General features: G+C 40.3%; 18 protein-coding genes and 1 pseudogene. All 19 read right to left on the reverse strand.

The features are described from left to right. Window positions 1-27: 27 nt before the first annotated feature. Window positions 28-2,469 (reverse strand): EcoAI/FtnUII family type I restriction enzme subunit R, encoded by a 2,442-nt coding sequence (gene hsdR, locus I6F41_RS07905; protein ID WP_197108086.1) that lies wholly within the window; start codon window positions 2,467-2,469, stop codon window positions 28-30. A 363-nt stretch (window positions 2,470-2,832) separates the two neighbouring features. After that, window positions 2,833-3,234, reverse strand: coding sequence for a hypothetical protein (locus tag I6F41_RS07910; RefSeq protein ID WP_197108087.1), 402 nt, complete (start codon window positions 3,232-3,234; stop codon window positions 2,833-2,835). Between the two features lie 232 nt (window positions 3,235-3,466). Next, entirely contained in the window at window positions 3,467-3,901 is a 435-nt protein-coding gene (locus I6F41_RS07915; protein ID WP_197108089.1) for a hypothetical protein, read from the reverse strand. 22 nt (window positions 3,902-3,923) lie between these two features. After that, on the reverse strand, window positions 3,924-4,841 hold the full coding sequence (locus tag I6F41_RS07920; protein WP_197108091.1) for a hypothetical protein: 918 nt from the start codon (window positions 4,839-4,841) through the stop codon (window positions 3,924-3,926). Window positions 4,842-4,849: 8 nt separating this feature from the next. Further along, window positions 4,850-5,230 carry a hypothetical protein gene (locus tag I6F41_RS07925; protein WP_197108093.1) on the reverse strand — a complete coding sequence of 127 codons (381 nt, stop codon included), beginning with the start codon at window positions 5,228-5,230 and terminating at the stop codon, window positions 4,850-4,852. Next, a complete protein-coding gene (locus tag I6F41_RS07930) occupies window positions 5,230-5,430 on the reverse strand; it encodes a helix-turn-helix transcriptional regulator (protein WP_197108095.1) in 201 nt (66 codons plus the stop codon). The genes I6F41_RS07925 and I6F41_RS07930 overlap by 1 nt, the downstream gene beginning before the upstream one ends. Before the next feature lie 123 nt (window positions 5,431-5,553). Further along, complete coding sequence (locus I6F41_RS07935) at window positions 5,554-6,630, reverse strand: hypothetical protein (protein WP_197108097.1); 1,077 nt, start codon at window positions 6,628-6,630, stop codon at window positions 5,554-5,556. Window positions 6,631-6,640: 10 nt separating this feature from the next. After that, a pseudogene (locus I6F41_RS18170) lies at window positions 6,641-6,766 on the reverse strand (integrase); the annotation flags it as partial. Window positions 6,767-6,805: 39 nt separating this feature from the next. Then, window positions 6,806-8,017 (reverse strand): tyrosine-type recombinase/integrase, encoded by a 1,212-nt coding sequence (locus tag I6F41_RS07940; RefSeq protein ID WP_197108099.1) that lies wholly within the window; start codon window positions 8,015-8,017, stop codon window positions 6,806-6,808. A gap of 409 nt (window positions 8,018-8,426) precedes the next feature. Further along, window positions 8,427-9,140 carry an RluA family pseudouridine synthase gene (locus I6F41_RS07945; RefSeq protein ID WP_011327890.1) on the reverse strand — a complete coding sequence of 238 codons (714 nt, stop codon included), beginning with the start codon at window positions 9,138-9,140 and terminating at the stop codon, window positions 8,427-8,429. A gap of 197 nt (window positions 9,141-9,337) precedes the next feature. After that, window positions 9,338-10,507 (reverse strand): alginate export family protein, encoded by a 1,170-nt coding sequence (locus I6F41_RS07950; protein ID WP_182683245.1) that lies wholly within the window; start codon window positions 10,505-10,507, stop codon window positions 9,338-9,340. A gap of 979 nt (window positions 10,508-11,486) precedes the next feature. Further along, window positions 11,487-12,095, reverse strand: coding sequence for a recombination mediator RecR (gene recR, locus I6F41_RS07955; RefSeq protein WP_182679204.1), 609 nt, complete (start codon window positions 12,093-12,095; stop codon window positions 11,487-11,489). 6 nt (window positions 12,096-12,101) lie between these two features. Further along, window positions 12,102-12,428, reverse strand: coding sequence for a YbaB/EbfC family nucleoid-associated protein (locus I6F41_RS07960; RefSeq protein WP_011327886.1), 327 nt, complete (start codon window positions 12,426-12,428; stop codon window positions 12,102-12,104). Between the two features lie 63 nt (window positions 12,429-12,491). After that, window positions 12,492-15,020 (reverse strand): DNA polymerase III subunit gamma/tau, encoded by a 2,529-nt coding sequence (gene dnaX / locus I6F41_RS07965; protein ID WP_182679202.1) that lies wholly within the window; start codon window positions 15,018-15,020, stop codon window positions 12,492-12,494. Between the two features lie 3 nt (window positions 15,021-15,023). Then, entirely contained in the window at window positions 15,024-15,569 is a 546-nt protein-coding gene (apt, locus tag I6F41_RS07970; RefSeq protein ID WP_011327884.1) for an adenine phosphoribosyltransferase, read from the reverse strand. A gap of 163 nt (window positions 15,570-15,732) precedes the next feature. Then, window positions 15,733-15,855 (reverse strand): hypothetical protein, encoded by a 123-nt coding sequence (locus tag I6F41_RS18105; protein ID WP_011327883.1) that lies wholly within the window; start codon window positions 15,853-15,855, stop codon window positions 15,733-15,735. Between the two features lie 72 nt (window positions 15,856-15,927). Beyond that, on the reverse strand, window positions 15,928-16,680 hold the full coding sequence (locus tag I6F41_RS07975; protein ID WP_011327882.1) for an HvfC family RiPP maturation protein: 753 nt from the start codon (window positions 16,678-16,680) through the stop codon (window positions 15,928-15,930). A gap of 45 nt (window positions 16,681-16,725) precedes the next feature. Next, window positions 16,726-17,583: an HvfB family MNIO-type RiPP peptide maturase gene (locus I6F41_RS07980; RefSeq protein WP_442960622.1), complete on the reverse strand. Its 858-nt coding sequence runs from the start codon at window positions 17,581-17,583 to the stop codon at window positions 16,726-16,728. A 93-nt stretch (window positions 17,584-17,676) separates the two neighbouring features. Then, on the reverse strand, window positions 17,677-17,819 hold a 143-nt coding region (locus I6F41_RS18175), incomplete at its 5' end, for an HvfA family oxazolone/thioamide-modified RiPP metallophore (RefSeq protein ID WP_442960624.1).

The following is a 17,819-nucleotide window of genomic DNA, read 5'->3' on the forward strand; positions in this document are numbered from 1 at the left end:
AAAAAAGCGTGAAATTTGAATGAGGGTTTAAGCCTGTTTAGCGGCTGGCATTTGGTATATTTGTGCTTCTAGCTCTTTAACCGCTTGCTCGTATTGCGCCTTACCACCAAAGCCTTTTTTAACGATTTCACTTAGGCTGCCAATTTGGTTAAATGGCGCTACTTTAAGTGCTTGCATAGATTCTATTTCTTGCACGCCTACATCTGCGTATTTTAACAGAAGGTTCTCGAGTACGGTGTGCGCGGTACCCGAATATTTAGTGAAATAGTTACGCTTTTGTACGTTATCTGCGCGTTCTTTACGAGTTAATGGGGGTTGGTCGTAAACTACATGGCAGATCATATCAAATGGGTCCATGTCTTTGCCTACTTCTTCCTCTAGGGCTGACCAAATAATGCCTTCTTCGGCGAGCTCGTCTATTACGGCTTGTTTGCGATCTGACTCATTCCAACGTTTTACAAAGTCGTCGAGTGAGCTGTATTGCTTGCTCATGGTTTTACGGGTGTAGTCTATAAATGATTCGGTAACAAGTTTGCCGTCGGTATCGTAATACTGTACTCGCTCTGCGACTTTATTAACGGTAACACCCGATACGCGGTACTTAACCATTTTATTATTTTCGTCGTCCCATTCGCCATCCAGCGTGCCATCGCCTTTAAGGTCGTTAATGGTATCTGTTGCTTCTGTTTCGTTGTATGGGTCGCTTTCAGTGCCTTCTACATGAATTGTATCGTCTTGCTGTGATTCTAGATCGATGTTTTCGTCTTCTATGTCGTCTGGCGTTACTTTTATTACTTTTTCGGGGGTGCCATCAAAGCGTTCATCAGCAAATAGTTCTGTGGCTTTTTTGAAGTCGAGTATGGTAAACCACAATTTGCCATAACGGTCATCAATACGAGTACCACGACCTATAATTTGTTTAAACTTGGTCATTGATTGTATGTTTTGATCAAGCACCACCAGCTTACAAGTTTTGGCGTCTACCCCAGTAGTCATTAACTCTGAAGTAGTGGCAATTACCGGGTACGGGCGCTTAGGGTTTATAAAGTTGTCGAGTTGGCCTTTACCTAGTTCGTCGTCACCGGTGATCTTCATCACGTATTTGTCGTTTTTAGCCATTTGTTCTGGGTTTAAATTAGCAATGGCGCGGCGCATACGTTCGGCGTGATCTATGTCGTTACAAAACACGATAGTTTTAGCCATAGGATCGGTGCGCTTTAGGTAGTTGGTGATGGTTTCGGCCACCAGCTGGGTGCGCTCGTCTATGACCATAGTGCGATCAAAGTCTTTTTGGTTATATATGCGGTCTTCTATTACTTCGCCTTGGTTATCAACCTGACCTTTAGTGGGCCGCCAGCCTTGTAGGTCTACATCGAGATCGACACGCACCACTTTGTAGGGCGCTAAAAAGCCATCTTCTATGCCTTCTTTAAGTGAGTAGGTATAAGCAGGGTCACCAAAGTAATCGGAGTTAGATACTTCGTCTGTCTCTTTGGGTGTTGCGGTTAAACCAACTTGCGCAGCACTTTTAAAATAAGTAAGTATTTCACGCCAGGCACTTTCTTCGCTTGCGCTACCACGGTGGCACTCGTCAATAATAATGAGGTCAAAAAAGTCAGGGTCTACTTGCTTAAAGGCTTTTTGAGATTCTTCTGGCCCGGTTAGTGCTTGGTAAAGCGCTAGGTGTATTTCGTAGGCGGGATCAATGGTTCTACCGGTAATTTTGGTCATTGAAGTACCAAATGGCTGAAAGTCGTTAATACGGGTTTGATCAATCAATATATTACGGTCGGCTAGAAATAAAATGCGCTTTTTAGCGCGTGACTTCCATAAACGCCAAATGATTTGAAACGCGGTATAGGTTTTACCTGTACCGGTTGCCATAACAAGTAGTACGCGGTCTTTACCTGCTGATATGGCCTCTACTGTTTTATTAATTGCTTGGAGCTGATAGTAACGCGGGTGTTTGCCACTGCCATCATCATAATAGGCTTGGTTGATTATAGGTAGTTGCGCAGCGGTATAGCCTTTGTAAGCACAATACTTAGCCCATAGCTCTTGCGGTGATGGAAAGTCTGCTAAGCGTATTTCAGATTCGAGGTTATGCGCATCAGGCGTGCCGAGCTTGGTCTTATCATGGAATATAAAGCCATCGCCATTGGAGGCAAATACAAACGGCACATCAAGCAGCCTAGCGTAATCTAGCGCTTGCTGTAGCCCTTTACCTACTTCGTGCTTATTGGCTTTAGCCTCAATGACAGCAAGCGGCATACTGGGTTTATGGTAAAGCACTATGTCAGCCGATTTAACCGTTTTACGTACACCAAGTTGCCCACGTACGATTACTTTACCGTCGCGGAGCGGCACCTCTTGCCGTATTTGGGTTATGTCGTCCCAGCCTACGTTTTTAACTGCGGGTAGAATAAACTTACTGATTATATCGGTTTCGCTGAGCTTTCTTTTATCCATAACTTAAACCATCCCTTTTATACGGCTTTGGGCAAACTAAGCCCTGTATATACTATGTTATTTCAACACGTTTCATACTATTAGCAGATGCTATATAAAATAGATTAAATAAGCAAAATTTTAGGCTATGTAATGTGAGTAGTTGAGCAAGGAATGTTAACGCTGATGTTTTGAAAAGTTTTGATTTTGAGAATTAATTGAGAATGAAATAGTAATGCGTTTAATAGTGGCCGTTCACCTATTTAAACGCATCGGTTATGTGAATTACATTGGGCTTTACCTGTCATGTACAGGCTTGCTTATGCTGGTAAGCACCATTATAAGCAAAGCCGTTTTGCTGCTTTAAGCGCCCTAAGTGCGTAATTATGTACCGACTATATTTAAAAAAAGATAAAAACTCGTTGATGCTATAGCAATACCTAAAGTCACATAAGACAAATGAATAAGCCAATACCGTTTAGATTTATAACTATTATTTTTTTCCCAGCTTTGTTCACTTTGTGGTTTGCTAAGTTCTTTTGCTAATGAAAAAAACCTCTTCGCATCAATACGTAATTCATACAAGCAAAGTAAAACAGTTAACACAAAGGATATTAATGCTATTGATAGCAACCATTTTTCAGGAGAAGACAGAGGCGTTTTATCTGTTTTAGTTAACGCTAAAAAGAATACTCCCGTAGCTCCTGAAGAAACAGATAGGATATATGCTCTTAAGCGATTTCCAGCATCTTTTGCTAATTCATGATATTTAGTAGTTTCGTCCATGATCCACCCAGGTACATAACAGTTTTATTTGAGAACATTATTTCTATTTTTAAGCGTAAATGTCCTTATTTTTGAGTTTCTATTAATAGCAAATAAGGTAAGCTCTTGCCAATTATAAATATTATGCTTGGGGCAGGTTATTTTATTATGAGAAAAAGAAATGTTTTTTTCATAGCTGTCATCAGGTTAAGTCTAACTTCTGTAAAAAAGCATAAAATAAATACTGGTACAATTAGCTGCTTTTAAGGTTAGCATTATGGTTCTGTTGAATGATTGGTATACGCCCTAATTCACTATTAGCCTCCTCTAAGCAGTCACTTACCAACCAAAGTAAATTGCTTTGTTCATTTAAAGAGGTGTTAGCCACCTCATCACTTATATGTAGCGCATCCAGTAATAACCGTACTTGTTCAAGCTGAGCTGAAATTTGTGGCTGCTTATCCGGAAGCCCATTGCTAAGTATTGCCTGGCTATTAACAATGCTTTTAGCAATTCGCGTACTTGCCAGCGCTAATAAATTTAAAAACATTTGCTTTGGCATTTCATGATGGTTGTCATTTATAAAAAGAAAGTTTACTAGGCTGTGTGCCTGGGTAAGGCCACCTTCTAGCAGATCAAAGTTATCTATTGTGATGCCGGCATTTTGAGTTATAGCTGAATTTAACATTTGAACCTACCTTATTTGTTGATCAAAATTCTTTTGCGTTATCGTAATCAGTAAGCCACTCTTCGTGAGATTGCTGCTGTGGCTTAACTTTGTTTTTTGAGTGCTCTTTTTTTTCTACTACTGCTTTTTCCTTTATTAATAGGTGATTATTAGGTTTACTTTCTTCCGTGCTACCTTGTTTACTTATACCGTAGTTAGAAAGGCTCGTAGCTTTAGTTATCCGTGGTTCAACAGACTCGTACTTTACTTTTCCCGTAGTTTGATTAGCTTGTAGCCATTGATATATATGGGCCGGCTCGATTTTACTGCCACTGCTATGTGCCTCTACTCGCTGCCCCTGTAAGTTGCCACCATGCAATGCCACTAAATTGCCACCAGCTTGCCACTCGCCTGTCGCTAAGTTGCCCTGCTGTAAGCCATCAACAATTTGCTGATGAGTGATATTGGCAAAAGAAAGTTCACTACTTTCAAGTTTGTTTTTATCCCTTAGACTGGCTTGCCAAAAGTACTCGCTCATTACATTTATTTTTTTATAAAGCTCACTGGGTCGCCTTGGCTTAGGCAAAGCTAGGCGGTTCCAAAACTTCATTAATGCGCCTTGCTTTGGTGCTATAAACTTTTTACCTTTATAGCGTCCTGGTTGCTTTTGCCTATTTAGCGACACGTTAAAAATAGTGTAGTGATCAGCATGGTTAGTAACCTCGTAAAAGCGCAGAGTGATACCATCAAACTTACCGCCCTGATAACTGCCTACGGTAAAGCTTGTATAGGCATATATTGGCTGCTGTACTACTTGGCTAATTTGGCTGACTAGCGTGTTTGAATGCTCGTTGATCCACTCGCTTGGCACAGCTTTACCGCTTATTGGGGTTATATTTAACTTACCGTTGGTGATACTAATAGCATCACCCCGGTTAATTAAATCCTCAAGCTTAACCATATAGCCTCCTAATTGCCCTGGAGTTGTTTTATTGGCCTTAAAAGCTCTGCTTTTTGCCCAGCCGTAAACTCAGGTAGCTTTCGACTTATACGGCTTTTATTGATTGCTTTTATAATCGACTCAGCTATTTCAATAGAGGAAAAGCTATATTTTAAGTAGCCACTAATACCGTCTGAATTTGGTATTTTTTCACGCGTAAACTTAAAGCCGTAGCTACGCTCAAGATCAGTGAAGTAATTTCTGCCACTTGATAAGTGCGCACTGCGTAAGATATCTAATTCTGTTGCGCCTGCTGGATGAGCAAGAATATATAAATTAGCTCGCTCTGTTTTTGATTGTCGCTTTTTAGATGATGGGGTGGCGGCGATTGTGCCGCGCTCAGCATTCATTATGCTGCTCCTTTGTGGTGTTTTACACTTGGCAGGTTTTCAAGCCAGCGCTGAATATCACTTGCAAGCCAGCCCATAGCCTTAATGCCTAGCTTTTTACGAGCAGGGAACTTACCCGCCTTCTCCCAGCGCTTAATCGTGGAAACGCTCGCACCTGTAATCTCCACAATATCATCTAGCTTTAAAATTCTATCTGTCATCGCCTTTCACCTTCTATTTTATTGGGTCAAGGCGAATATTAAGAGATTAAATATAAATTTCCTGTCAGCTAACGTTAGCTGACTGTTAGCTAATCTAATAAATTGATATTAAACACTTAAATTTCAATTTTTCTTTTTAATTAAAGCTCGAACGATCCTATCCATTTTCTCTTTACTCAAAGGAACTTCTTTAACTCTTCCTGTCTCTTTATCAACCCCGCAACCATCAGGCCAATGAACTTTATGATTTAATGTAAAAGCCTCTACAACCTTTGATGCCATGGGTACACCATTCTTCAAGCACCCTTTGTAGTTATGTGCCAATTCATAAAGCGCAGCATCTACTATTTGCCTGTGTATGGACTGGTTTCTCTGAGTAGCATTAGGGCGCTTAACTATCGCGGAGCTCTCTTTATCAATCGCTAAAACCTGATTACGACTAACCAAAAACGAATTGATATCAGGAAAGATTATATGTGGATGTTCGTGCATTTTTTTTTGTCTACCGTCATCACCTTTACATATATAAGTACTGTATAGCGTCAATATCTGACCATCTAGTGACACAAGCCTACTAATCCCTCCTGCTGGTAAATTAATACCTCTTTCACTCAACTCATCATCACTTTCATCATAAAATAGAATCTTTTTATAACGCTCTAAAAGACAACGTCCTTCATCCAAATGAACTTTAAAAACGCCCTGTAATTTATAAGTTTCATCTTCAGAAAAATATGAACATTCAGAAGTATACGATTGATTTGTTTGCTGTTTGGCCGCGCCACGAGCACCACTCACAAAAGTTTTTTTAATAAATTCATTGGGTTTGTAAGAAACCTGGTCACCATCTTCTACCCTCGTGTAGTAAGTATCTCTAACGGCCGAAGAAACCAACTTTTCTAACTCACGGCTCGAATTGGTATCCCAACCTTTTTTTGCTAAGCCACTAACATCTTTTAAAGCATCTTCTTTCTTTCCGCTCTCTATAAGGCTAAGTAAGTTATCTAGCGAGTTATAAGCTTGCGGAAGTGGACTATACGGAAAACTTAGCTTCCCATCCTTACCGTTTAGTTCGATATATAAATCAATTTCACCATTCAAATAAAGGTCAATTAATTTAATCGCTTTCATATTCATATCTGTTTCTTTATTGAAAGAAATATAATCCAAAGCGACGTTAAAAGTTATAAAATCATCCATTAGCTAATCCTTAAACTATTTTCAAATGCTGGCTGCCAGTCATCGAGTAATCCCCTTTACTAGCCGCTTCAATATGATCAGACCACCAGCACATCATTCTACGTCTGCGTTCTAAATAGTCAGTTCGATTATAAGCTACGAGCACACAAACCTTAAAGATGACAGTGCAAAGCACTTAGAGAGCAGACTGTTCACCTTTCAGTATGAGAACCCAACGATTTACCCATTCCGTTATCCCATCTAGCATTGGCGATTTATTGTAAATAGCCAATACGCCTTTCATCTTATGCCCTAGCAATTTTTCGGTAAATTGCAAAGGGCAACCGGCATCAGTTAAGTGGGTTGATATGGTCCGCCTAAAATCGTGCATCCTAAACTCCGACACTCCCGCTATGTTTTCATGACACGCCGCAGCTATACGGCTAGCACTTGCGCTACTGGCTGGGTAATCGCCGTCGCGGTTATGAAACATGTATTTAAACGTTGGCGATTGGCTTTTAATATGACGCAGATCTTCAAGTAGTACGTCTGGTATTGGCCTTATAATAGAGTGTAACGCGCCTTTGCTATTACCTCTTTGTGTGGTGAATAACTTGTTGTCTAAATCAAAGTCAGTCTTTTGCGCCTTGCACAGCTCGCTTATCCTACAACCAAACACCATTGCACAGCGCAGCATAACCTTGTTTCTATCCGTAATGCTTAGCAGATCAACGTTAGACCAAATTAACTGGCACTCTTTGATAGTTAAGTAATGCTCACGGCTATCGTAATCAGTAGCAAAGTCGCTCGGCTTTAATGCTTCAAACTGCGAGTTACTAATAAAGCCCTGGCGAATACAGAACCTAAACATTGATCTGATCTCTATAATGGCATTAAAAACGAAGCCATCACCTCGACCTCTAGCACTTGATACCTCACTCATAGATTTAAACAGCGCAGTAAAATGGCTTTTATTCATAAGCGATACGTATTGGTTTTTCCAAGTATTGTTTAAGCAGGACGTGATCCGCAGCTTTATATCTTCTGGACTATCACGCTTTAGTAGGCAGTAATTTTTATACCAATATTCTACGCAATCATTAATAGTCGGGTTTTCTATTTGCTCTACCTCAACTGCGCTAACGGCTTCCATTTTTCTTGGATCTAAGTTTTGATTAGCAAGCGCCATTTTTTCAGCGCACGCTTCACGCGCTTGGGCTAATGTTATTGCTGGGTACTCACCTATTTTGTACCTTACTTGCTTACCATTTAGCCTATGCCGTATTTGAAATGAGATCTTTCCCTTTGGCGAGATCCTAAGTGACAAGTTATCACCGTCTGCTATTTCAGGCTTACCTGTGTACGCTTTTCCGTTAATACTTTTTAACTTTGCTGCCGTGATCTTCATGGCTATTCTCCGAATGCGTGTACCAAATGAGTACTAGTCGAGTACCAAAAATAAAACCCAAGCTAAATGGTACACGGTTTGGTACTCACTTGTCACTGATGACAGCAGTAGATAAAATGTTACAACAGTAGATAGGGGGAGTTAGAAGTCTTGCAAGGTATTGTTTTTGTTTGGATAAGTGGGGTTTAATGACGATTACATTAGATAGGATTATATTACTAGATAGAATGAATCATTAAGTTTAATAATTGTTTTACTTCTGTTTGAAAGCCTAATGTTTCTTTTTGTGCTCCAGTCATTTATATATCTCCAATTTGCAAAGTGTCTGCGTTATGCACTTAATATGGGGGGAGCTGCTAGAACTTCAAGGGAAAAAATAAAAAAAGTCCTAACCAATATTGTCTTAAAACTAAAACGTACCAGCGCATTGCATATGAATTTGTTCATTGCTTACCGGGTGCTGAAAATACAAATCACTTGCATGAAGCTGTAAGCGCGCTGCCATATGCTCGCTTTGTGCATTGTTATATAAATCGCACCCTAAAATAGGATGCCCTATAAACTGGCTGTGAATACGCAATTGGTGCGTACGCCCTGTAATGGGTGTAAATTGCACTAAGGTTCGCTGTGGTTGCGTTAGGCGCTGCAGCACTTTATATTCACTTACGGCTGTTTTACCTGTGGTTTCGCAGATTTTAACCCGCGGAAAAAGCAGTTTATCTTTTGCTATCGACGCACTAATTTGCCCTTCGTCGTCAATTAACCACCCGTGTAACATGGCTACATAGCGCTTTTTAATTGTACGCGCCTGAAACTGTTTATTTAGGTGCTTAGAAGCCGCCGCGTTTAATCCCACAATCATAATGCCTGATGTACCTAAGTCTAACCTATGCGGTAACTTAGCCTCAGGGTACGCAGCCGTAATACCTGTTTGCCCATTTACCAAACGATAATGCACAGAATCCCAATTGAGCGGATTTTTACCCGACAAACTCAACAAACCACTGGGTTTGTTGATCAGTAAAATGTCTTCATCGTGATAAACAATCTGCACGCTCTGATCACACTGCGGCGCGACAAAGTTATCAATAGCGCAGGGGGTTAAGTGATGAAATTCAGACATAGTCTTCCTAATAACACATAGCGCCACCTAGGCGGCATGTGTCTGGTTCAAAGTAAAGTGAGTAAATTACACCGGTAAAGCTGAGCGCTGATTAGCTGCTCTGCTAGGGATAACAATTGATACAGGGCCATTTATTAAAAGCAGATAGTAACATTTGTCGCTGTAAAATAACCCATGAATTGGTTAATCAGTGTGACTTAATAGGCAAAATGCAGCATCGCTTCAACAAAAAAGCTTTGATCTTTTTCTAAATTCGCTCTGTTACTCATATTTATATAGCTGGTAACCAGTTCAAAAGAGATTTTTTTTGTATACAAATACTGTGTTGTTAAGCTATAAGTATCGGCAATTTTAGCGCCTTTTAATTGCTCATTAGCAATAAATAGACTCCTGCCAGGACCAAAAATATCGCCCTGTTCGTTCACTCTAAATAATCGACGCATATCCAAACTAATATCAAATTTATCAGTAAGTTGAGCTTGCAATTTTGCGCCTATATGTTTGATATTTGTGGTAGAAAATATACCTGCCTCAGAATAATACGGCGCTTTTGCATATAAAGATCGAAAATATCCATCTTCATGCCCTGCCTCACCGCCCGTTGCATAACTTAAAGTAGGGCCAAACTTTAAGTTTGCGAAAGAATACAGCCCAGAAAACTGTGCAAACCATGCTTTAGTATGCTCACTCTTTACTATGCCGGTTTGATGAGCCACGTGAAAAGTGCTACTAAAACGGCCTAATTTTTTACGATATTGGGCTTCAATAGTGTGTCTGCTTTCGTTATTTTCTGCCGTGGTATCGCGGTACCACATGCTGTGCAGCAGTAATTCAGCTGTGCTAAAGTACACACCTGTTATTCTTTCAGAAGATAAATGTTTATCATCAAACACGCCTGTTTTGCTAGCCACAGCATAGCCATGGTATGCATTAATTTGCAGCTGGTTAAGGACGTTATTTTGATACATCACGCCATCGAAGCGTCTTCTTACGTTGGTACCTTCGCGCTTACCTAACAACCTTTGGTCTGCAACTGACCAAACTTGTCGACCTAATTTAATAGCATGATTAGGGCTTGTAACACTCAGATAGCCTTGATGCAGATCAAATTCATTATGCTCAAATGAATATTTTCCTTGTGCAAAAGAGGAATCATACGCAGCAATCGTTTCGAGATAAAATAAGCTATTATTACTAAGTGGCAGATCTGCCTTAAGTAGCAGTCGAGCGAAGTTGGTTGATAAATCAGTATCGGAGAGCTCATTATTTTCAATGTGTTGAAACTTAATACGTCCTTCAACGGCAACCTCAGCCAAAACACAACTACTAAGTAAAAGTAATAGTAAAGACAAACCATATCGAGTCATTTAACTTTCTCCGCACGCGACGACTAGCTAAGCTAGCTCATCAGTTAAACCTAAAGAACCACAATAATTGGTTATCTTTATTGTGTAGCTAAACGGATATTAATTTATTCCAGCCAAGCTATTTACGGTATCGGTGTTGTTTACACTAATTTTTTTGCAAACACAGCTGAAATTATAAGTGATTATTAAAAAGATCAATATTATAAAAAATAGCCTGTTACACTCTACTCACGAGAACGTAATGCCATTGTGCGTATAGTTCTTACTCAAACAGTAAATTACTCGAGGTTTTCAGCTAGTAAAAGCGAATGACATCCCAGATGCACCTACCAATAAAGCATTAAACACTGAGCACTCCTAATAGAGCCTTAAGGTATAAAATGATAAAAACGATAGCTTATTAAGTGCAGCAATCGTTGTGGCGTTAGTTTCAGCCACGGCTAATGCGAGCAGCGCATATGGATATGGATATGGATATGGAGTGAACTACCCAGCGACTAAAGATCACAGGGTTTTCTCGTTAAGTAATCGATAAAAATGCAGATCGTATTGCAGCAGGAACAAGTTTACTTGGTTACGATGTATATCGTACAAGCGATATACAGGGTAAATCTGATGGGTTTACTAAGATTAATGAGGCAATGATTGCTGCTAAAGGTTTGCAGATTGCCAAAGTGAAAAGTCGTCACCATTACGCGTTAACCGATACACTGCTATTAACAGAGAGAGTTATTAAACGTATAGTTCGTCACTCTAGTTATAATCCAATCTCAGCGGTTGCTTAGTCAGCCTATGTAACTTGAGCTCCGGATAATAAACTTAAATATAACTATGATTCAATACGTGAGTAAATCTCTTAACCAGAATTTATCCTAAGCGTCTTACGCGGTTATAATGCTATTAATTAAAGCGAAAATTAATCAGCCCACACAACATAAGTTATGTGGGCTGATTTAGTTATTCAAATAGCCGTGCTAGTTCAGTCTTGTGTTACCGCTCGTCTGCCACTAAAGGCATGCATTAACGTTGTCCCGTCGACTAAGTCAAGCTCACCACCTACCGGTATGCCATGGGCAATACGCGAGGCACCTACTTTGTATTTATGACAAAGCTGGGCAATATAATGTGCGGTGGTTTCGCCTTCAACCGTAGGGTTGGTTGCTAAAATCACCTCATTTATACCGCTTTGAGCCAGCTTTGTCTCTAAAACATCTAGGCCAATTTCTTTAGGGCCAATACCATCAATAGGCGATAAATGCCCCATTAATACAAAGTACAACCCTAAATATTGACCAGTTTGCTCTATAGCAAGTACGTCGCTTGGCGATTCAACAACACATAATATGCCGCTGTCTTGGCGTTTAGTACTTAAACAAATGTCGCACTGCGACTGCTCGCAAAAAGTGCGACATGACTCACAATGACCAACCGCCGTCATAGCTTTTGTCAGTGCATTGCCAAGTTGAGTGCCCCCTTTACGGTCGCGCTCTAGCAAGTGAAAAGCAATTCGTTGCGCTGACTTAGGGCCAATGCCCGGCTGACAACGCAATGCTTCTATAAGCTGAGTTAAACTAGCTGAAAGTTGCATATAGGCTTAAAACGGCATTTTCATACCTGGTGGTAATTGCATACCGCCAGTTACTTTACCCATACGCTCTTGTGTTTCGTCTGCTACACGGCGTACAGCATCGTTACATGCAGCTGCAAGTAAGTCTTCAATCATGTCTTTGTCGTCTTGCATTAAGCTCTCATCAAGCTCTACGCGACGAACGTTGTGATTACCTAGCATAGTTACTTTAACTAAACCGGCACCGGCTTCGCCTACAACTTCTAATGTTGCAATTTCGTCTTGGGCTTTTTGCATGCGATCTTGCATTTGCTGCGCCTGCTTCATCATGTTACCCATTCCACCTTTAAACATAACTTTCTCTCTTTCTTTTTTAATACATTAACTAGGTTACTAAATAAGGGCTGTTGTAATAAATTACAATGCCTGAATGCTGTTTTCGTCAATTTCGGCGCTAAATAGCTGCTGAAATTGTACTATATTATCGTCTGAGGTGATCACATCTATTGCTTGCTGATGACGACCTGCATCAATTTTTTGCTGAATTAAGTAAGGCGAATCAATCACCCCTTTAGCAAAATTAATACTCAGTGTTACATTGTGCTCATAAATACTGGATAACGCCGCATCAAGTCTTTGGCGTAGCATGGGCGTATCTAAATGTTTTTGTGATTCATCAACATCTATATGCAAATTATTGCCTTGCTTAGTAAAAATAGAGTGCAACGCAAACTGGCGCATACGCCCGCCTAATCCCATGCGTTTAATTAAATATGCCCACTCGTCTTGCTGATGCGCAAAGCGAATTTCGCTTATTGGGCTCTGAAAATCATCAGGCGCTGGAATGCTAGGCTGCGCTACAACAACTTCGGGTACTTTTTGCGGGTTAATTTGCTCAAGTAACTCAGGGGCTAAATTTTCGGTAATTGTTTGGTGCTTTGCTTTAAAGTCTATTTTTCGCTCAGGCTTTGACTCAAACTGAGCTTGGCTTGCTGCCTTGTTTTGGCTCCCCGCTAGTGGGAGCTGTGGCTTTTTTTCGCTCTCACCTGCGAAATCATTAGGCCACGGCGGCGGATTATCTGCGTGTGTTTGCTGCGCATTATTGTTAGCTCTACTGTGATTAATTGCATCGCTATTTGTTGTAACATTTTGCTCATTGCTGTTACTGCTATTAGCTGTAAAACGACTCGGGCGAGTGTTAGCAGAGCTTAAATTTGCTGTATTTTGCTGCTCCGTCTCTTTTGCATTTGAGAGCTTACCCGCACCCGATATATTTCTATCTCTTAAAATACGTGCAATAGCAGATTGCGCTCGCGCTTCTTGTTCGCTAATTGAGGTGGCTTGGCTTTGCTGAGCTTGCGCTGCCGTATTTGTTGCAGGGTTAAACCCTTGATCAACCGCACTACTAATAACATCATCAAACTGTGCAGCTAATGAGTGCTCTAAATTACTTTGCTGTAAGTAGGCTTCATCTTCGCTTTGACGCTGGGCTTGCTCGTCAGTAACGTCATTTGTATGCTGATGTTGCTGAGTTACTAATTGCTCACTCGCCGCTTCATTTGGCACAGCCGACACAATTGTTGGCTCTACTGCTTGCTCAACTGCTGGTACCGTAGTTGAAACCTGCTGCGTTGTACTAGAGTTATTATTAAGTGGATCGGGCGCTACGTTTTGCGGCTCTGATAGCTTAGCGACCTCAGCTGGTTTTGGCTCAATAATTTGTGGTTGCGTTGTATCATTATTTTGAGCTGTGCTTGGTAGCGGTTTACTTTTATTTAAAATATCACGTAAGGCACTAGCCTTTGTCGTATTACTTTGCACCGGCTGTGTATTTACAGCTACTGGTTGCTGACTTTGTGTATCAATTGGTTGAAACGCTAACAGCCTCAGCATAATCATTTCAAAGCCTAAACGAGGCTCTGGCGCCCATTGTAGATCTTTTTTACCGTTTAACAGTAGCTGATAGTAAATTTGAATTTGCTGTGGATTTGTATTTTGAGCAACATGCGTGATGTAATCGGCATTTGTTTCATCAAGGGCGGCAGCTTCAGGCACTAATTGGCTTAACTGTGTCAAATGCGTTAATGCAATTAAATCATCTAGTAAGGCCACATAATTAGGATTTCTGCTAGCAACATTAGCTACTTCTTTCATTAGCGCTGCGCCATCTTGGGCAAGTAACGCGGCTAGTAAACTTTGGCTATAATGGGTGTCCATTAAACCAAGCATAGTTTGTACAGCTTGGTTGTTAATATCACCATTAGTTTGCGCTATAGCTTGATCGGTTAAGCTAAGTGCATCTCGCATACTACCGTCTGCGGCTTTGGCAATAATACGCAAAGCATCGTCGTCAAAGTTCAGTTTTTCATGCGTCAGTACGTGTTCAAGCTGAGTTTTTATTTCACTTTGCGATAACGCATTTAAGTTAAATTGTAAGCAGCGAGATAATATAGTGACAGGTAGCTTTTGTGGATCGGTAGTCGCAAGTAAAAATTTCACGTGCTCAGGCGGCTCTTCCAACGTTTTTAGTAACGCATTAAAGCTGTGCTTAGAAAGCATGTGAACTTCATCGATTAGGTATACTTTATAACGGCCCCGTGTAGGCGCGTATTGTACGTTATCGAGTATTTCGCGAGTATCTTCTACTTTAGTGCGCGAAGCTGCATCTATTTCGAGTAGGTCAATGTAACGTCCTGCTTCTATATCTTTACAGCTACTACATTGACCACACGGATTTGCCGAAATGCCTTCATCACAATTTAAGCTTTTAGCAAAAATACGCGCTATTGTGGTTTTACCCACACCTCGGGTTCCAGTGAATAAATAAGCGTGGTGCAGTCTATTTTGCGTTAGCGCATTAACCAGCGCTTGTTTAACATGAGACTGTCCAACCAATTCATGAAAGGTTTGTGGACGCCATTTTCTCGCTAGAACCTGATAACTCATCGATTACTCGCCTTCGAATTCAACCAATTTTAGGATTTTAATACCCATTTTTGCGATACGCTTTTCACCACCAAGCTCTGGTAATGAAACAACAAATGCTGCATCAGTGGCTTCGCCACCTAATTTTTGCACTAATTTAATGGTTGCTTCAATAGTACCACCGGTTGCTAGTAAGTCATCCACAAGCAATACTTTGTCACCTGGAACGATAGCATCTACATGCAGTTCTAATGTGTCTTCGCCATATTCAAGTAGGTAGTCTTGACGAACAACTTCACGCGGCAGTTTGCCAGGCTTACGCACTGGAATAAATGGAATACCCAAAGCATAAGACAAGGGTGCACCAAAAATAAAACCTCGTGATTCAGTACCAATAATTTTGGTAAAGCCCTGATCTTTATATGCAGCAATAAAAGCATCGATAGTCGCTTTAAATGCATCTGGGTTTGCCATTAGTGTCGTTACATCGCGAAACATAATGCCCGCTTTAGGGTAATCAGCAATAGTAGTTATGCTGTTTTTGATAATTGCTGGTGTTACTTGAGTCATAATTTTAACTGCTCAATGGTTTATATTACAAAGCAGCTGATTATAACCTTAAGTGACCTTTGATTGCGAGTTTGACGTTATTATAAAAGGTGTTTTAACCGTTTCAGGCGAGGGGAAGTTTTATGAATAAGGCTGTTGGTAACAACAGCCTTGAGATAAATAATTAAGATAACACAGCAAACCAGCCAACAATTGCATTTAAGCAACCAATACCTACAAATATAGCTACGAAGCCAAAAAAGTACGCTGCATTGAACGGATCTTTAAATTCTTTATCATCTGACATTTTTACAACCTTTTATTAAGCACGACACATAAGGGCGTCATAATAAACGATGTAAAATAATCTATAAAGAGCTTAAGCTTGATTTTTTGTCACTATAATCCCAAGCTCAGCCATGGCACGTAAAGTAACAAGTGCGCCTTGGGCAATTTGTGCAGCGCTAAACTGCACAGCATGGCGGGTTACTTGCTCGCAAATAGTATCGAGTATCAAACCATCATGCTCACTTATAATCGATAATAACAAGGCTGTCATAGCATTAGTTGTTAAAAATTGAACTTCATCATCGCCATCGCGATATACAACAAAATAATTTGGCTGTGCTGATGGTTGTTGCGGCTGAAACTGCGTACTTATTGTTTGCACCGCAAATTGGTAACTTAAATTACGTGCAGTACTTGATAAGTACAAACGCGCAGAAGCAACCTGATCAGACGCTATGAGTTGCTCATTTTCAGCCTGCTGTGTAATAGCTACATCTAATTCAATCCATTCATAATGGGCAAGCTCGAGCATAAATGGCGGATCATATTTTTGCATCTCATAATTACTTGATAAATAATTAATGAACTCCCCTGCTATATCTAAAAAATACGGTGAGTGACAATCATATTCACTAAAAAATCGGCGAATAAGCATTTGCCATTGTTTATCGCTGTATAAGGTTTTTAACACCGGAAAACCCGACGAAATAAACCCAACAATATTATTAAAAAATAAATCGCGGTAAATCGCCATGCGTCTATCTTCAATCCCTTGCGGCTTTTTATTTTGGCTGGGTTTGCGAATATGCGCCATAAATTCGTTTTGTATTTCAATAAAGCTCATAACTAAATACTCCTTTTGCAGGCACTCTAGGTTCAGACATGCTTATTAAGCTCGCTGTTTGATTAATGATTTATCAAGGTATTTTGCTTGCAGGTTATGAATAATATCTAGCTCTTTGGTTAATACATTAATGGTCGGTATATTAAAATCTCGCTCGAGCAGCGTCGAAAATACACCGTGAGTTTGGTACGCTTTATCGAGTAACTGCCAAACTGGGTCAATTACATCTGCACCATGAGTATCTACAATTAGATCATCTGCTTCATTGTAATGCCCAGCTACATGGCCGTAAGCAATGCGCTGTGTAGGTAATCCGGTTAAAAAGGCTTCGGCGTCATAACCATGGTTTACTGAGTTCACATAAATATTATTCACATCGAGTAACAGCTTACAATCAGCTTGCTCTAAAATAGCATTAGTAAACGCCAGCTCTGACATTTTCTGTCCTGGGGCTGCGTAATAAGACACATTTTCTATAGCAATTTGGCGCCCTAATATATCTTGTACTTGTTCGATACGCGGCACTACATGAGCAATCGCTTCTAAAGTAAACGGAATAGGCATTAAATCGTACATATGCCCAGTGCCAGAGCAGTAACTTAAGTGCTCGCTGTAAATTTTTACATCATGTTCATCAAAAAACTTTTTTAGTGATTTTACAAATTCAATATCAATTGGCGCAGTTGAGCCAATTGAGAGCGATAAGCCATGACAAGCAAAACTATTAGCACTGGTTAATGCTTTAAATTGTTTTTTAAAACGCCCACCTAATTTCAGCCAATTTTCTGGAGCAACTTCCATAAAATCGACTTGTTTAGGTACATGCATTAGTAACTCGTCGAGCATTTCTCTGCGTAAGCCTAAACCAACCATACCTAAGTCAGTATTTATAATTTGTGTCATAACCACTCCCAACAAAAAGGGCCAACCGGCCCTTTATTCTATATGGTATTAAAGTATTTAACCTGAAGTAAAGTTATTCTACTTTAATAAATTTTAATGACCGCCACACTTACCTTCACCGCACTTGCCTTCTTTTTTGGCTTTTGCATCTACGCCACTTTTAGCTTCGCCACATTTGCCTTCTTTTTTAGCTTTTGCATCTGCGCCACATTTAGCTTCGCCACATTTGCCTTCTT

Source organism: Pseudoalteromonas sp. SCQQ13 (genome assembly GCF_015864415.1).
Taxonomy (GTDB): Bacteria; Pseudomonadota; Gammaproteobacteria; order Enterobacterales; family Alteromonadaceae; genus Pseudoalteromonas; species Pseudoalteromonas nigrifaciens.

Excerpts from the sequence above, each read along its gene's own strand:
- hsdR (WP_197108086.1), bottom strand. The coding sequence starts at position 2,469 with ATGGATAAAAGAAAGCTCAGCGAAACCGATATAATCAGTAAGTTTATT.
- I6F41_RS07910 (WP_197108087.1), bottom strand. The coding sequence starts at position 3,234 with ATGGACGAAACTACTAAATATCATGAATTAGCAAAAGATGCTGGAAAT.
- I6F41_RS07915 (WP_197108089.1), bottom strand. The coding sequence starts at position 3,901 with ATGTTAAATTCAGCTATAACTCAAAATGCCGGCATCACAATAGATAAC.
- I6F41_RS07920 (WP_197108091.1), bottom strand. The coding sequence starts at position 4,841 with ATGGTTAAGCTTGAGGATTTAATTAACCGGGGTGATGCTATTAGTATC.
- I6F41_RS07925 (WP_197108093.1), bottom strand. The coding sequence starts at position 5,230 with ATGAATGCTGAGCGCGGCACAATCGCCGCCACCCCATCATCTAAAAAG.
- I6F41_RS07930 (WP_197108095.1), bottom strand. The coding sequence starts at position 5,430 with ATGACAGATAGAATTTTAAAGCTAGATGATATTGTGGAGATTACAGGT.
- I6F41_RS07935 (WP_197108097.1), bottom strand. The coding sequence starts at position 6,630 with ATGGATGATTTTATAACTTTTAACGTCGCTTTGGATTATATTTCTTTC.
- I6F41_RS07940 (WP_197108099.1), bottom strand. The coding sequence starts at position 8,017 with ATGAAGATCACGGCAGCAAAGTTAAAAAGTATTAACGGAAAAGCGTAC.
- I6F41_RS07945 (WP_011327890.1), bottom strand. The coding sequence starts at position 9,140 with ATGTCTGAATTTCATCACTTAACCCCCTGCGCTATTGATAACTTTGTC.
- I6F41_RS07950 (WP_182683245.1), bottom strand. The coding sequence starts at position 10,507 with ATGACTCGATATGGTTTGTCTTTACTATTACTTTTACTTAGTAGTTGT.
- recR (WP_182679204.1), bottom strand. The coding sequence starts at position 12,095 with ATGCAACTTTCAGCTAGTTTAACTCAGCTTATAGAAGCATTGCGTTGT.
- I6F41_RS07960 (WP_011327886.1), bottom strand. The coding sequence starts at position 12,428 with ATGTTTAAAGGTGGAATGGGTAACATGATGAAGCAGGCGCAGCAAATG.
- dnaX (WP_182679202.1), bottom strand. The coding sequence starts at position 15,020 with ATGAGTTATCAGGTTCTAGCGAGAAAATGGCGTCCACAAACCTTTCAT.
- apt (WP_011327884.1), bottom strand. The coding sequence starts at position 15,569 with ATGACTCAAGTAACACCAGCAATTATCAAAAACAGCATAACTACTATT.
- I6F41_RS18105 (WP_011327883.1), bottom strand. The coding sequence starts at position 15,855 with ATGTCAGATGATAAAGAATTTAAAGATCCGTTCAATGCAGCGTACTTT.
- I6F41_RS07975 (WP_011327882.1), bottom strand. The coding sequence starts at position 16,680 with ATGAGCTTTATTGAAATACAAAACGAATTTATGGCGCATATTCGCAAA.
- I6F41_RS07980 (WP_442960622.1), bottom strand. The coding sequence starts at position 17,583 with ATGACACAAATTATAAATACTGACTTAGGTATGGTTGGTTTAGGCTTA.